This is a genomic window from Zunongwangia endophytica (assembly GCF_030409505.1).
Classification (GTDB): domain Bacteria; phylum Bacteroidota; class Bacteroidia; order Flavobacteriales; family Flavobacteriaceae; genus Zunongwangia; species Zunongwangia endophytica.
The window spans coordinates 1,447,131-1,462,006 of the sequence record NZ_JAUFPZ010000002.1 but is presented as its reverse complement, the minus strand read 5'-3'; the positions used below and the strand labels follow the sequence as shown (position 1 = coordinate 1,462,006).

Sequence of the window (14,876 nt, the reverse complement as noted above, 5' to 3'; positions counted from 1 at the left end):
TTAACGAAAAGGTTTAATCGGGTTTGGTTAAAATTGAGTTAACACAAACCGTGCTGTTTGTTAAATGCAATATTTAAATATTGATTTTCAACAATTAAACTTTTTTCTGAATAGTTTTATTTATGTTAATATAATTTTCGAATTGTTCATTAGAAAGCATTTTAGCTAAATTACGATGTTCTACTTTTTGTATCGCCTTTAGTTTTCTTACCTGTGCAATAGGATTCATGCTACTATTAATGATTTCATTCTTCTTTAAAGTATATTCTATAATAAGATCTTCCATTTTAAGTGTTTGTTCCTCGTTAAGGAATAATCTATCTTTCCAAAGTAGAGAAAGCTCTTCAGCAATTTCTTTAATTTCTTCTCTACTTTTTTTGTTCATGTAAATTTGTGAGGCCACAAATCCTGCAACCACTACTGTTGCAAGACTTATTAATGATATTCGTTGGTTTGGTGTAAGTTTCATTTTTTTGTTTTTTGAGGAATAGGTTATAAGACTTTTTTTATGTCCTCTGGTGGTCTTCCCACTACAGCTTCGATCTCATTTTCTACGATTGGTCGCTCTATAAGCTTTGGGTTTTCTGTCATTATTCGTACCAATTCATTTTCGCTAAGATCTTTATTCTTATAATTTTCTTTCCAGATTTTCTCATTGGTTCTTACTAATTGCAATGGCGCAATATTTAGTTTTACAAGCAAATCTTTTAGCTCATCTTCAGATAATGGATCTTTTAAATATTCTCTTATTTTAAAATCTTTTCCTGAATTTTCTACAATTTCTAAGCCTTCTCTAGATTTCTTGCATCGAGCATTGTGATAAATCGTGATCATTTTCAATAATTCTTTTTGTATAAAATAAGCAATTTTTATGTTTTTCTAAAATAGTTCGTATTTTCTTTTATGCTTATCAATCATCATTCCTTTGTCCCATCATCATTAAATAAGCTTTAAGAAACTGGTCTAAATCACCATCCATAACGCTATCAACGTTTCCGGTTTCTTCAGCAGTACGAACATCTTTAACCAGTTTGTAAGGATGCATTACATAATTTCTAATTTGGGATCCCCATTCTATTTTTTTCTTGCTGGCTTCGATATCTTCGCGCTGCTCACGTTGCTTCTCTAATTCTATCTCGTAAAGCTGAGATTTAAGCATTTGCATTGCTCTTTGACGATTCTCATGTTGAGATCTTGTTTCTGAACATGAAATCTGAATTCCCGTTGGATGATGCACCAATTGCACTTTTGTCTCTACTTTATTTACATTTTGTCCCCCTGCACCGCTCGATCTTGCAGTAGTAATTTCGATATCTGCCGGATTAATTTCGATCTCGATAGTGTCATCCACCAAAGGATAAACATAAACCGAAGCGAACGAAGTGTGACGTTTGGCATTACTATCAAATGGGGAAATTCTAACCAATCGATGTACGCCATTCTCACCTTTTAACCATCCAAATGCAAATTCTCCTTCGATCTCTATGGTTACTGTTTTTATACCTGCAACATCACCTGCCTGATAGTTTAATTCTTTAATTTTAAATCCTTTTTTCTCAGCCCACATTAAATACATACGCATCAACATCTCTGCCCAATCGCAACTCTCAGTTCCTCCGGCTCCGGCTGTAACCTGTAGCACTGCACTTAAATCGTCACCTTCGTCAGAAAGCATATTTTTAAATTCAAGCTCTTCTACAGTTTTTAAAATTTTATCATACTGCTTCTTAACATCACTTTCTTCAGCTTCTCCTTCATTATAAAATTCAAGTAAAACCTGCAATTCTTCTAAACCACTTTTTGCTGAATTATAATCACCAACCCACTTTTTTTTAGCTTTTAGGGTTTTCATGAAAACCTCAGCTTCAGAAGGATTGTCCCAAAAACTTGGATCAAAGGTTTTTTCTTCCTCATTCTGAATTTCAATTAATTTCTGATCTATATTTAAATGAACTTTTAAGTTATCTATTCTATTAGCTATATCTTTTACCTGATCGGTAGTTATCATATATCGTAATTTATTGCAGTATAATTCTTTTTGGGTGATCTAAATTTGAAGAATTTGTTAATTCTACTGTTGCGAATTTTGCTGTGCATGAACTTCCACTGAATACTCTGTGCGATTAGCGCCTCCAGTATAAATAATACCTTTTATAGGCGGGCAATCTGAGTAATCTTTGCCATGAGCTACTTTAATGTGATTTTCTGAAGCAATAAGATTATTCGTAGGATCAAAACCTATCCAGCCTGTACCGGGAATAAAGGCTTCTGTCCAGGCATGCATTTGTGAGTCTCCAAAAAATCCATTTCCCTGATGCAAATATCCTGAAACGTATCGTGTAGGGATTTTATAGGATCTAGCGACTGCACAAAAAAGATGTGTAAAATCCTGACAAACACCCTGTTTTTCTTCTAATATAACATCTAGATCGGTATCTACATCGGTCACGTTTACCTTAAAACTAAACGTATCGAAAATCCATTTATTTAAATTATTTAGATTTTCGAAAACAGAATCGTTTTCAGAAAAATTGAAATCGATCGTATGTGCTTTTGGTAATTTTGTAAGTGAGGTCGATTTTAAAAATAGAGAATGATTCACTTTAAACTCTAAGGAATCTAAAATTTCATTTTCCTGATCGATACTTAGTTCATTCGTATTATCGAAAGGATTATTTTTTTCTTTTATTACATGAAATTCCGCTTCAAATTCTATTTTGTTGAATTTTGTTTTTGGATGAATTCTATAGGTCGTGAAACCGTATCCATTAACTGAAGTTTCTATAGGGATGTGTAAAGAATTTTTAAATTCTGAAAAAACCAGTTGCTGAGTTCCCAAATCTAGCGGAGCAATTAAAAATTGCCACAAAGCTTCCTGTACGAAGCTATCGTAGAAATTTGTTGCTGTATACTTTATAACGTAGTTAAGAGCCATTTTTTAAAATAAATGCGAATTTAAAAATAATGAGGTTTACTTATTCATAAAAAATACTCAATTTCTATCTTTTTAGCGATATCGTTTAATTGCTTTAAAATTCTCTCGATAAAGCTTTGTAGATCTTCCTCTATTTCTTCGATAAGTTTAAATTGGTATTCAGATTTTACTTTTCCTACTAAAAATTCTGCTGAATTTTTTGAAGGAGTTTTCTCTTGCGAGAGGTCGCTTATATGCTTACTTACTTCATTTAAACAAGTCATAACCGATCTTGGGCAAATTGGGTTCAAAATCAAAAACTCTAAAGTGGTAAGGCTACGCGGCGGTTTCTTATAAAATCGTCGCATCATATCATAGGATTCTGCACATTTTAGTAATGTAGTCCACTCGTAGCTGTTCTGTAAATGGTCTCCGTAGCTACCACCAGCTAAACTTGCATCATTGTACTTAGCATTGATAATTCTAACAATTTGAGTCGCTCTTTCGATATGAACTCCCAACATCATAATACTGTAAACATCGTCGTGTAATAGAGTTCCTCTAATTTTTGCTTTTAAAATAGAAGTAGATTCGGCTACATTAACGGTGAAATCATATAGCCCGTTTTTCACAAATTTATCAATCGGATAATTTAGAGTGTAATGATAAAATTTATTTAAAGCTTCGTATAATTCAGTTGAAATTAAATCCCTCGCACTGTTTGCATTCTCTCTTGCATGCTGAAGATAACTTATAATAGATACTGGATTGTCTTTATTAAGAGCAATATCGAATAATACTTTTTCTTCATCTAACTTAATGTTTGGATCTTTCACAGGATCGCTAGCCATAAAGAGCATCGATCTAAGTACAAATTGTCTTGATTGTGAAAGCTCATTTGGTGCATCCAAAGAGGAAAAATAATTGACATTTAAATATCTCGCAATGTGTTCAGACCTTTCTATATAGCGACCCATCCAGAAAAGGTTATTGGCAACTCTTGATAACATATATCTTGTTTTATTTTTTTAATACCCAGGTGTCTTTAGATCCACCACCTTGTGAGCTATTTACGATTAAATTTCCTTTTTGAAGTGCTACTCTTGTTAATCCTCCTTTTAAAACAAAGCTGGTGTCTTTTCCTAATAAACAAAATGTTCTAAGATCCACGTGTCTAGGTTCAAAACTTTGATTATCCTCTATGTATGTAGCATGAACAGAAAGAGACATAATTGGTTGTGCAATATACTTTCTAGGATTTTCTTTAATGACCGTTTTTACACGTTCTATTTCTTCTTTGGTAAGTTTGTTCCCAATCGAAATTCCATATCCTCCTGCTTCATCTACAGGTTTTACAACCAGTTTATCTATGTTTTCCAAAACATATTTTAGTTCGTCTGGTCTGCTACAATGATAGGTATGTACGTTGTTGAGAATAGGTTCTTCGTTTAAATAATACCTAATAATTTCTGGCATATAAGTATATACCGCTTTGTCGTCTGCTACGCCAGTTCCTGGAGCATTCACTAAACAAACATTTCCTAATTTGTAGGCAGATAATAAACCGGGAACTCCTAAAGTAGAGTCAGGTCTAAATTCAAGAGGATCCATATAAATATCATCGATTCTTCGATAAATCACATCTACTTTTTTAGGACCGTTGATAGTGCGCATATACACAAAATCATTTTCTACAAAAAGATCTCTACCTTCAACAAGTTCTACACCCATTGCTTTCGCTAGGTAAGAATGCTCATAATAAGCAGAATTATAAATACCCGGAGTAATGACTACACAGGTTGGTGTATCCACACCTTTTGGTTTAACCGATTCCATGATCTCTAAAAGATTTTCAGCATAATCGGTAACCGTATGCGTTTGGTAGTGATTAAAAACTCCAAATAGAGCTCTTTTAAGTGCCGTTCTATTACAAATAACATAGCTTACACCGGAAGGACATCTAATGTTATCTTCTAATACATAATATTTTCCATCAGAATGTTTTATAAGATCGGTACCACTTATATGGTTGTAAATTCCGCCCGGTGGATCAATTCCCTGCATCTGATCCAGATAATTAGCAGAAGAGTTGATAAGATCTAACGGAACAATTCCCTGCTTAAGGATTTTTTTATCGTGATAGATATCCCATAAGAAATGATTAAGTGCTTTACTTCGTTGTAAAACGCCTTTTTCTATAATTTCCCATTCTTTATGATCAATTATTCTTGGGAATAAATCAAACGGGAAGACTTTTTCCTTGGTTTCATGCTCGCCATAGACCTGAAAAGTAATTCCCTGATTAAAAAAAGAAGCCTTGGCCTTTTCATTTAATTTAGCAAAGTCCTGAACAGAATGACCACTATAAAGGTCTAAAAGTGTCTTGTAAACTTCTTTAACTTTATTATCGTCGGTGAAAATTTCATCAAAAAAATTATTGTCTTTTTGGTAAGAAGAAAAACTTGGTTGGTTGGTGTTTAGACTCATAAAAAGTATTTTGACATAAAATACTCATTTTTTCACTTGAAAGCGTTAGTTATTTAGTATTAATTAACTTTTAAATTAAAATATATTCAAAAAATTAGTGTCTTTAGTTGCATGATATTAGATATAGATATTAATGCGGAATTTGATCTTTGTAAACAATTTTAAAAATTAAATTTGGGTGACTTAAAACCAGCTTTCATGAAAAAAATAGTACTACTCGTTTTACTCTTTGCACAAACGCTTTCTAGTCAATTTCTGGAAAAAAAAGAAGATCTTAAAAAGTACGAAGGATACTTTAATTTTTATTACAATCAAAAAACCGACGAAATTTATCTTGAAGTAGACAAATTAGACAGTCTCTTTTTGTACAATCATGCTTTAAGAAGTGGAGTAGGTAGTAATGATATAGGGTTAGATCGTGGTCAATTAGGAGGCGCTGCGGTAGTAAAATTTCAGCGAGCCGGTGATAAACTGCTATTAGTAGAACCCAATCAACGGTATCGGGCGATAACCGACAATCAATTAGAAAAGCAAAGTATAGAGGAAGCTTTTGCAAAATCGGTTTTATATGGTTTCGAAATCGAAGAGGAGAAAGATGGAAAGTTTATTATCGATCTTACGCCTTTTATTATGGAAGATGCTCACGGAATTGCCAGTCGTCTAAAACGTGGCAAAAACGGAAGTTATAGTATTAGTAAAAGCAAAAGTGCATTGCAGTTGGATAGGACTAAAGCTTTTCCTAAAAATGTTGAATTTGAAAGTCTATTAACTTTTTCAGGATCTCCGCAAGGTAGAACGGTCAGAAGCGTGGTGCCAGATGCAAGTAATATTAGTGTAATTCAGCATTATTCTTTTATAGAATTACCAGATGATAATTACGAAAAAAGAATTTTTGATCCCAGAAGCGGAGCGAATTCTATTTCTTATTACGATTATGCAACACCGGTTTACGAACCGATTTTAAAACGTTTTGCAATACGCCATAGATTAGAAAAGAAAAATCCCGAAGCTGAAATTAGCGAAGCTGTAGAGCCAATTATTTATTATTTAGATCCCGGTACACCCGAGCCTGTACGTTCTGCCTTATTGGAAGGTGGCAGCTGGTGGAATCAGGCTTACGAAGCTATAGGCTATAAAGATGCTTTTCAGGTAAAAATGTTGCCAGCCGATGCCGATCCTTTAGATGTTCGATACAATGTAATCCAATGGGTACATCGCTCGACTAGAGGTTGGAGTTACGGCGCGAGCGTTGTCGATCCAAGAACGGGAGAAATTATTAAAGGTCACGTAAGCTTAGGAAGTCTTCGAATTCGACAGGATTTTATGATTGCTCAGGCTTTGCTGAATAAACCGTTTGCTGAAAGTGACGAAAATCATGAGAAAATGATGGAAATGGCAATCGCCAGAATCCGACAATTAGCAGCGCATGAAGTAGGACATACCTTAGGTTTTGCTCACAACTTTGCGGCGAGCGTTAGCGATAGAGCTTCGGTGATGGATTATCCCCATCCGCAATTTAGTATAGAAAACGGCGAAGTGAGCACAACAAACGCTTATGATACCAATATTGGAACATGGGATAAGATTACGGTAAAATATAGCTATTCTGATATTCCAGAAAATACTTCAGAAAGAGCATATTTAAATTCGGTTATTCAGGAAGCTTATGATCAGGGAATTCAGTTTATAAGCGATAGTGATGCCAGAGCACAAAGTGGAGCGCACGTAAATGCCCACCTTTGGGATAATGGAAAAAATGTTACCGCGGAATTAAAAAACGTACTCGAAATTCGTCAAAAAGCGATTACTAATTTTTCTGAAGATAATTTTAGAACAAACGAACCATATTCGGTTTTAGAAGATGTTTTTGTTCCCTTATATTTTTTCCATAGATATCAAACGGAAGCGGTAAGCAAGTTAATTGGTGGTTTGGATTATAATTACGCAGTAAAAGGCGGCGCTGAAAAAGTTGTTGAAATTTTACCAGCTAAACGTCAAAAATCGGCTTTAGATCAGCTTCTTCAGACCTTGAAGGCAGAAACTATTGCAATTCCGCAGGAAAAATTATCGCTTTTCCCGCCAAGAGCTTTTGGTTATAGCAGATCACGAGAATCTTTTAAAAGTAATACTGGTGTAGCTTTTGATGCTTTAGGAGCACCAGCAACTGCTAGCGATATGACACTGACTTTAATGCTGAATCCAGAGCGTATGGCAAGATTGGTTCAGCAAAAATCTATAGATAAAAAGCAATTGGGATTAGAAGACTTATTGCAGAAATTAATAGCTGAAACTATCAAATATCAACCTAAGGATTCTTATTTACGTGCAGCACAGGAAACTATAAATTATAATGTGCTGCAGCATTTATTTAACTTAGCAGTAAGTAAAAGTACAACTCCGTTAGTGAAAGCTGAGGTGAATTATCAGTTAGCCGAATTAGAAGATTGGTTAGACGATGAAGATGGTGCTATATACGAGCAAATGCTTGAAGAAATAGAACTGTTTATGGATAAACCGGGAGAGTTCGAATCGATGCCAGATGCACCTAAAATTCCTGACGGATCACCAATAGGAAGTTTTATGTGTACAAGATTATAGAAAAAGAGAAAAGATTTTATGAGCGAAATAGATTTAAGAAGTGATACGGTAACCAGACCAACCAAAGGAATGTTAAAGGCAATGATGAATGCTGAGGTTGGCGACGATGTTTATAAAGAAGACCCTTCAGTAAATGCTTTAGAAGAAAAATTAGCCAAGCATTTCGGGAAAGATGATGCTTTGTTTTTTCCTACCGGGAGTATGGCGAATCAAGCAGCGATAAAATTACATACGCAGCCTGCCGATCAACTAATATGTGATAAATGGGCGCATGTTTATAATTATGAAGGTGGCGGGGCTAGTTTTAATAGTGGCGTAAGTTGTAAATTGGTAGATGGGCATCGCGGAATGATCACGGCAGCACAGGTAGAGGAGAACATAAACCCGCCAGATTTTTATCATAGTCCGCTTACCACTTTGGTGTGTCTTGAAAATACTACAAACAAAGGCGGCGGCGCTTGTTACGCTATTGAAGAAATAAAAAAGATTAGAAAAGTTTGTAATACGCACCAATTAGGTTTGCATTTAGATGGCGCCAGGTTGTTTAATGCATTGGTGGCAAAAGGAGAATCTCCTAAAGAATATGGAAAGCTTTTCGATACCATATCAGTATGTCTTTCTAAAGGATTGGGAATTCCTATGGGGTCTGTTTTACTTGGTAATAAAGAGCTTATGAAAGGAGCCATGCGCGTACGTAAAGTTTTAGGTGGTGGTATGCGTCAGGTTGGTTTTATGGCTGCAGCAGGAATTTATGCTTTAGATAATCACGTAGATCGCTTAGCTGAAGATCATAAAAGAGCTAGTGAAATTGCTGAAATATTAAGAGCGCAATCCTACGTTGGTGAAGTAGAGCCTGTAGAAACGAATATTATTATTTTTAATTTGAAAGATGCTTCCGCTGAGGATCAATTCAATAAAATTCTTCAGAAAAATAATATTAGGATTAGTGCTTTGGGAAAAGGAAAACTGAGAATAGTGACGCATTTAGATTATACGGAAGCGATGCATCAAAAATTCATTTCAGTATTAAAGAATATCAGCTTATAAGTTTGTTTAGTAAATCTTAACGCAAGCTTACAAGCTTTTTAATATAGTTTTGATTTGGTAATTTTTAGATTTCAGCATTAAAAGCTATTTGAAATGAAAAATATATTGCCAAGAAAAGAAGCACCGCAACTAAGAGTACAAACTGCTAAGGGAGTAGAGTGGAATCTTAAAGATGAGAATCCGGAAAACTTTACGATGATTGTTTTTTATCGTGGAATTCACTGCCCGGTTTGTAAGAAATATTTAACCGAATTGAATTCTAAGATTTCTGAATTTCAGGAGCGAGGAGTCAATGTGATTTGTATAAGCGCAAATAACGAAGAGCTTGCAAACAAAACAGTGGAATCCTGGGATGTGGATCAACTTAATATAGGATACGGTTTATTAACTGAAGATGCTAGAAAATGGGATCTTTATATTTCTGAAGGTTTAAATGATAAAGAACCTGAAGCATTTTTTGAGCCAGGATTATTTTTGATAAAACCAGACAAAACGGTTTATGCAGCGAGCATTCAGTCTATGCCTTTTGCAAGACCCGATTTTGGGGATATTTTAAAAGCAATTGATTTTGTTTTAGATAAAAACTATCCGGCGCGTGGCGAAGCTTAATATCAAAAAAAGAATAAAAAAACCTGCAATATCGATATTGCAGGTTTTTTTATATCATTATTCTTAAAGATCTAAAATCTAATGTCTCACAACTAGTTTCTAAGATCTAATTTCTAAAGTTTTATTTAAACATATTATCTAAACCGGGAATATCTGGCATTCCATCTTTAGCCGCCGCTCCAAGCTCTTTTTCGTTAATATCTGAAGCTTTTTCTATCGCTTTATTCAATGTAAGCACTAAATAATCTTCTAATTGCTCTTTATCTTCCAAAAGTTCATCTGCGATATCAATACTTTTAACTTCTCTTGCAGCGCTAACGGTCACTTTTAATAGTCCGTCGCTAGATTGTTCATCGATTAATACCGTTTTTAATCTCGCTTTCGTCTTTTCAACATTTTCTTGGGCTTCTTTGATTTTATTCATCATACCCATCATATCTCCGAACATAATTATTTCAATTTTAGTTAGACACACAAAACTAATAAATTATAGTATCAACTTCATTACAGAATTTATGAATCTGTAATTATAAAATTTGATGGGAAGCCTTACCTTTACATTCCTTTAAAAATTGATTATTTTGAATAAAGCAGTGCAGCCACCAAAGGCTAGAAAGATACCGGCAGAATTAGAAATTCACGGCGATATAAGAGTTGATAATTATTACTGGATGAATGATCGTGAAGATCCTGAAGTAATTGCTTATTTAAATGCCGAGAATGATTATTGCGATAAACAAACAGAACATACCAAAGATTTTCAGAAGGATTTATTTGATGAGATGAAAGGGCGTATTAAAGAAGATGACCAATCTGTGCCTTACCGTCTTAACCATTATTGGTATATCACACGTTTTGAAAAAGGTGGAGATTACCCAATTTTTTCAAGAAAAAAAGAAACGCTTCAGGCGCCCGAAGAGGTGATGTTCGATGTTAATCTTATGGCTGAAGGTTACGATTATTATCGTTTGGGTGGTTTAAATGTAAGCCCCGATAATAAAATGGTAGCATTTGGAACTGATACTGTTAGCCGAAGAAAATATACCATCAGAATCAAGAATCTGGAAACAGGAGAATTATATCCTGAAAATATAGAAAATACCACCGGAGGATCTACCTGGGCAAATGATAATAAAACGCTGTATTATACTAAGAAGGACGACCAGACCTTGCGAAGCTTTCAGATCTACAAGCACATTTTAGGAACTAATCCTGTTGAAGATGAATTGGTTTTTCAGGAAGATGACGAAACTTTTAATACCTACGTTTACAAATCGAAATCCAAAAAATATATTGTAATTGGGTCGCATAGTACCTTAACTACAGAATATCGAGTATTAGAAGCAGATAATCCAGAAGGGAATTTTCATGTAATTCAACCTAGAATTAGAGGCCTAGAATACAGTATTTCGCATTTTGAGGATGATTTTTATATTCTAACCAATAGGGACGGAGCTTATAATTTTAAGCTCATGAAGACTCCTGTAACAAAAACAGGAAAGGAAAACTGGATCGATGTGATCGTTCACCGCCCAGATGTTCTTTTGGAAGACATAGATATTTTTAAAGATTATTTAGTTGTTGGGGAACGCAAAAACGGACTTAATGAAATACGAATTATCCGCTGGGATAAAAGCGATGATTATTTTATTCCGTTTGATAACGAAACCTATACGGCTTATACCTCTATAAACCCAGATTTCGATACCGATGTCTTGCGTTATACCTATAACTCAATGACTACGCCTACATCGGTAGTGGATTTCAATATGGTCACAAAGCAAAAAACAGTATTGAAAGAACAAGAAGTATTGGGTGGTCACTTTGATAAAAATAATTATACTTCAGAGAGAATTTGGGCAACAGCCAATGATGGTACGCAAGTTCCAATTTCTTTAGTTTACAAAAAAGGAATTAAAAAAGATGGCACTAATCCATTGTTGCAATATGCCTACGGTTCTTATGGTTCTACAATTGATCCATATTTTTCAACAGTAAGATTAAGCTTATTAGACCGCGGATTTATTTATGCCATAGCGCATATTCGAGGAGGTGAATATCTTGGTAGAAACTGGTACGAAGACGGTAAATTATTCACTAAGTTAAATACATTCACCGATTTTATTGATGTTTCTAAACATCTGATTGCTAAAAATTATACTTCGGAAGAAAATTTATTCGGTATGGGAGGATCTGCAGGTGGATTATTGATGGGAGCTGTTGTGAATATGGCTCCGCATTTATACAAAGGTGTGATTGCCGCTGTACCTTTTGTAGATGTGGTAACGACAATGTTAGATGATAGTATTCCGTTAACAACAGGAGAATATGACGAGTGGGGTAATCCAAACGACAAAGATTATTACGAGTATATGTTACAATATTCTCCATACGATAATGTAATAGCTCAAGATTATCCTAATATGTTGGTGACTACAGGTTTACATGATTCGCAAGTACAATATTGGGAACCAGCAAAGTGGGTTGCTAAATTAAGAGAATTGAAAACAAACGATAACTTACTTTTGTTACGAACTAATATGGATACCGGTCACGGTGGTGCTTCTGGTAGGTTTGAAGCGCTAAAGGAAGTTGCCGAAGAATATGCTTTTTTATTCGATTTAGCCGGAATTAAGGAATAATTAAAAAATTTGCCTTAACTTTGAACGGTTTTGAAACATTATTTCCTGGCTTCAGGTAAGCCAAGCTTAAAACGTAAAGAACTTCATTTATGAAAGAAGATTTGCAGGTGTACGACAATGTTCTACAACTTATAGGAAAAACACCGCTAGTACAACTTAATAAGATCACTGAAGGTTTCAAAGGAGATTTCTATGCTAAAGTAGAATCATTTAATCCTGGACATTCTTCTAAAGATCGAATTGCTTTATATATTATTGAGGAAGCTGAAAGAAAAGGAATATTAAAGCCTGGTGACACGATTATCGAGACGACTTCTGGTAACACAGGATTCAGTATCGCAATGGTTAGTCAGGTAAAAGGATATGATTGCATTCTGGCAGTAAGCTCTAAAGCGTCGAAAGATAAAATCGAAATGCTTAGGACTATGGGAGCTAAGGTGTATGTCTGTCCTGCGCATGTTGCGGCAGACGATCCTCGTTCTTATTATGAAGTAGCCAAAAGACTTCATAATGAAATTAAAGGTTCTGTATATATCAATCAGTACTTTAATGATTTAAATACTGAAGCACATTATAAATCTACAGGTCCTGAAATTTGGAAGCAAACTGAAGGTAAGATCACTCATTTAATTGCATGTAGTGGTACCGGAGGGACAATTTCTGGAACTGCGAGATATTTAAAAGAGCAAAATCCAGAGGTAAATATAATCGGGATTGATGCTTATGGTTCAGTATTAAAAAAATACCATGAAACTAGAGAATTCGATGCTGAAGAAATTTATCCATACCGAATCGAAGGTTTAGGTAAAAACTTAATTCCAACAGCTACAGATTTTGATGCTATCGATCGTTTTGTGAAGGTTACAGACGAAGAAAGTGCGCATACCGCTAGAGAGCTTGCAAAAGTAGAAGGAATGCTTGTTGGTTACACTAGTGGTGCAGCTATGCAAGGAATCAAACAATTGCAAGAGGCTGGTGAATTTGACGAAAATAGTAAAGTAGTTATAATATTTCCAGATCACGGTAGTCGCTATATGAGTAAAATATACAGCGATAAGTGGATGGAAGATCAAGGTTTCTTTGATACAAAAAATGAAGCTGAGGTTAAAGCAATAGAAATTATCAAGTAATCGATTTTGCTAAATACCAAAAACATATAAAAACAAAGCATCCTCTTATAAAGGATGCTTTGTTTTTTTAAAACCTATACAAATACTTTGTAGAATTGAACCGAATTTCAGTATTTTTGCGGTTCGCATAAAAAAATTTCAATGAGAGATCTGTTTGATAAAATATACAAGGACAAAGGGCCTTTAGGAAAATGGGCAGAGCAGGCAGAAGGATACTTCGTATTCCCAAAGCTGGAAGGGCCAATTTCTAACAGAATGAAGTTTAGAGGAAGAGACGTTATCACGTGGAGTGTTAACGATTATCTAGGTTTGGCAAATCACCCTGAGGTAAGAAAGGTAGATGCTGAGGCAGCAGCTGAATGGGGCTCTGCGTATCCTATGGGAGCTAGAATGATGAGTGGGCACACCAGTCTTCACGAAAAACTTCAGGACGAACTGGCTTCTTTTGTACACAAACAGTCGGCTTATTTACTCAATTTTGGGTATCAGGGAATGGTTTCTACAATCGATGCATTAGTATCTAAGAAAGATGTTATTGTATACGATGTAGATGCGCATGCTTGTATTATAGATGGTGTTCGTCTTCATTTAGGGCAACGCTTTACTTACAAGCATAACGATATGGAAAGTATCGAAAAAAACCTGCAAAGAGCAACTAAAATCGCTGAACAAACCGGAGGCGGAATTCTTCTTATTTCTGAAGGTGTTTTTGGAATGAGAGGCGAGCAAGGAAAACTTAAAGAAATTGTAGAGCTTAAAAAGAAATATAATTTCCGTCTTTTTGTAGATGATGCCCATGGTTTCGGAACTTTAGGGAAAACAGGAGCAGGAGCAGGAGAAGAGCAAGGCGTGCAAGATGATATTGATGTATATTTTGCAACTTTTGCGAAATCTATGGCAAGTACAGGTGCATTTATAGCAGGTGATAAAGAAATTATAGATTACCTAAAGTATAACTTAAGATCGCAGATGTTTGCAAAGTCTTTGCAAATGCAACTTGTGGTTGGAGCGTTAAAGAGACTGGAAATGCTTAGAACAATACCAGATCTCAAAAATAAGCTTTGGGAGAATGTAAATGCGCTTCAAAACGGATTAAAAGATAAAGGATTTGATATTGGAACTACGCAGAGTTGTGTAACGCCAGTATATTTAAAAGGTAGTATTCCAGAAGCAATGGCATTGGTGAAAGATCTTCGTGAGAATCACGGTGTGTTTTGCTCGATCGTAGTTTATCCAGTAATTCCAAAAGGATTGATCTTACTTAGAATGATTCCAACAGCTTCTCATACGTTACAAGATGTTGAAGAAACTTTAGTTGCTTTTTCAGCTATTAGAGAACGTTTGGAGAACGGAACTTACAAAAGATTATCAGCTTCAGTTGAAGCAGCAATGGCGAACAAGTCATAATTCAATAAGAATTATTTCGAATAACAAAAAAGCCGCTGAATT

13 protein-coding genes are annotated in these 14,876 nt (G+C 35.0%); 6 read left to right on the top strand and 7 right to left on the bottom strand.

The window, feature by feature from the left end; translation table 11 throughout:
• Nucleotides 1–94 precede the first annotated feature (94 nt).
• The 6 genes from QWY91_RS06505 to QWY91_RS06480 all read right to left on the bottom strand — a co-directional run bounded on the left by QWY91_RS06505 (nt 95) and on the right by QWY91_RS06480 (nt 5,401).
• Nucleotides 95–469, bottom strand: a complete 375-nt coding sequence (locus tag QWY91_RS06505) for a hypothetical protein (RefSeq protein WP_290232807.1) — start codon at nt 467–469, stop codon at nt 95–97.
• Nucleotides 470–492: 23 nt separating this feature from the next.
• Nucleotides 493–834, bottom strand: a complete 342-nt coding sequence (arsC, locus tag QWY91_RS06500) for an arsenate reductase (glutaredoxin) (protein ID WP_290232806.1) — start codon at nt 832–834, stop codon at nt 493–495.
• 76 nt (nt 835–910) lie between these two features.
• The gene (gene prfB, locus QWY91_RS06495) at nt 911–2,008 is read right to left on the bottom strand and encodes a peptide chain release factor 2 (protein ID WP_290232804.1); all 1,098 of its coding nucleotides are present in this window, start codon (nt 2,006–2,008) and stop codon (nt 911–913) included.
• Nucleotides 2,009–2,071: 63 nt separating this feature from the next.
• Nucleotides 2,072–2,935, bottom strand: coding sequence for a transglutaminase-like domain-containing protein (locus QWY91_RS06490; protein WP_290232803.1), 864 nt, complete (start codon nt 2,933–2,935; stop codon nt 2,072–2,074).
• Nucleotides 2,936–2,979: 44 nt separating this feature from the next.
• Nucleotides 2,980–3,924, bottom strand: a complete 945-nt coding sequence (locus tag QWY91_RS06485; protein WP_290232801.1) for an alpha-E domain-containing protein — start codon at nt 3,922–3,924, stop codon at nt 2,980–2,982.
• Nucleotides 3,925–3,934: 10 nt separating this feature from the next.
• A complete protein-coding gene (locus QWY91_RS06480) occupies nt 3,935–5,401 on the bottom strand; it encodes a circularly permuted type 2 ATP-grasp protein (protein WP_290232799.1) in 1,467 nt (488 codons plus the stop codon).
• A gap of 198 nt (nt 5,402–5,599) precedes the next feature.
• Here QWY91_RS06480 and QWY91_RS06475 point away from each other — a divergent pair, with 198 nt between their 5' ends.
• The 3 genes from QWY91_RS06475 (at nt 5,600) to QWY91_RS06465 (ending at nt 9,655) form a co-directional block, all read left to right on the top strand.
• Complete coding sequence (locus QWY91_RS06475) at nt 5,600–7,999, top strand: zinc-dependent metalloprotease (protein ID WP_290232798.1); 2,400 nt, start codon at nt 5,600–5,602, stop codon at nt 7,997–7,999.
• Nucleotides 8,000–8,017: 18 nt separating this feature from the next.
• A complete protein-coding gene (locus QWY91_RS06470) occupies nt 8,018–9,046 on the top strand; it encodes a threonine aldolase family protein (RefSeq protein ID WP_290232795.1) in 1,029 nt (342 codons plus the stop codon).
• A 93-nt stretch (nt 9,047–9,139) separates the two neighbouring features.
• The gene (locus tag QWY91_RS06465; protein ID WP_290232794.1) at nt 9,140–9,655 is read left to right on the top strand and encodes a redoxin domain-containing protein; all 516 of its coding nucleotides are present in this window, start codon (nt 9,140–9,142) and stop codon (nt 9,653–9,655) included.
• 121 nt (nt 9,656–9,776) lie between these two features.
• Here QWY91_RS06465 and QWY91_RS06460 read toward each other — a convergent pair whose 3' ends face one another.
• Complete coding sequence (locus QWY91_RS06460) at nt 9,777–10,103, bottom strand: YbaB/EbfC family nucleoid-associated protein (RefSeq protein ID WP_290232792.1); 327 nt, start codon at nt 10,101–10,103, stop codon at nt 9,777–9,779.
• Between the two features lie 133 nt (nt 10,104–10,236).
• Between QWY91_RS06460 and QWY91_RS06455 the strand changes: the two genes are divergently transcribed.
• From QWY91_RS06455 to capB, 3 genes are all read left to right on the top strand, one after another.
• On the top strand, nt 10,237–12,297 hold the full coding sequence (locus QWY91_RS06455; RefSeq protein ID WP_290232789.1) for a S9 family peptidase: 2,061 nt from the start codon (nt 10,237–10,239) through the stop codon (nt 12,295–12,297).
• Between the two features lie 89 nt (nt 12,298–12,386).
• Complete coding sequence (gene capA, locus QWY91_RS06450; protein ID WP_290232787.1) at nt 12,387–13,427, top strand: cysteate synthase; 1,041 nt, start codon at nt 12,387–12,389, stop codon at nt 13,425–13,427.
• A 141-nt stretch (nt 13,428–13,568) separates the two neighbouring features.
• Nucleotides 13,569–14,834 carry a cysteate-C-fatty acyltransferase gene (capB, locus tag QWY91_RS06445; protein ID WP_290232783.1) on the top strand — a complete coding sequence of 422 codons (1,266 nt, stop codon included), beginning with the start codon at nt 13,569–13,571 and terminating at the stop codon, nt 14,832–14,834.
• Nucleotides 14,835–14,876: the final 42 nt, after the last annotated feature.

What these genes read in the sequence shown, in the direction of transcription:
- arsC (WP_290232806.1), bottom strand. Translation starts at nt 834, where the DNA reads ATGATCACGATTTATCACAATGCTCGATGCAAGAAATCTAGAGAAGGC.
- QWY91_RS06470 (WP_290232795.1), top strand. Translation starts at nt 8,018, where the DNA reads ATGAGCGAAATAGATTTAAGAAGTGATACGGTAACCAGACCAACCAAA.
- capB (WP_290232783.1), top strand. Translation starts at nt 13,569, where the DNA reads ATGAGAGATCTGTTTGATAAAATATACAAGGACAAAGGGCCTTTAGGA.
- QWY91_RS06460 (WP_290232792.1), bottom strand. Translation starts at nt 10,103, where the DNA reads ATGTTCGGAGATATGATGGGTATGATGAATAAAATCAAAGAAGCCCAA.
- QWY91_RS06485 (WP_290232801.1), bottom strand. Translation starts at nt 3,924, where the DNA reads ATGTTATCAAGAGTTGCCAATAACCTTTTCTGGATGGGTCGCTATATA.
- QWY91_RS06490 (WP_290232803.1), bottom strand. Translation starts at nt 2,935, where the DNA reads ATGGCTCTTAACTACGTTATAAAGTATACAGCAACAAATTTCTACGAT.
- QWY91_RS06465 (WP_290232794.1), top strand. Translation starts at nt 9,140, where the DNA reads ATGAAAAATATATTGCCAAGAAAAGAAGCACCGCAACTAAGAGTACAA.
- capA (WP_290232787.1), top strand. Translation starts at nt 12,387, where the DNA reads ATGAAAGAAGATTTGCAGGTGTACGACAATGTTCTACAACTTATAGGA.
- QWY91_RS06475 (WP_290232798.1), top strand. Translation starts at nt 5,600, where the DNA reads ATGAAAAAAATAGTACTACTCGTTTTACTCTTTGCACAAACGCTTTCT.
- QWY91_RS06505 (WP_290232807.1), bottom strand. Translation starts at nt 469, where the DNA reads ATGAAACTTACACCAAACCAACGAATATCATTAATAAGTCTTGCAACA.
- prfB (WP_290232804.1), bottom strand. Translation starts at nt 2,008, where the DNA reads ATGATAACTACCGATCAGGTAAAAGATATAGCTAATAGAATAGATAAC.
- QWY91_RS06480 (WP_290232799.1), bottom strand. Translation starts at nt 5,401, where the DNA reads ATGAGTCTAAACACCAACCAACCAAGTTTTTCTTCTTACCAAAAAGAC.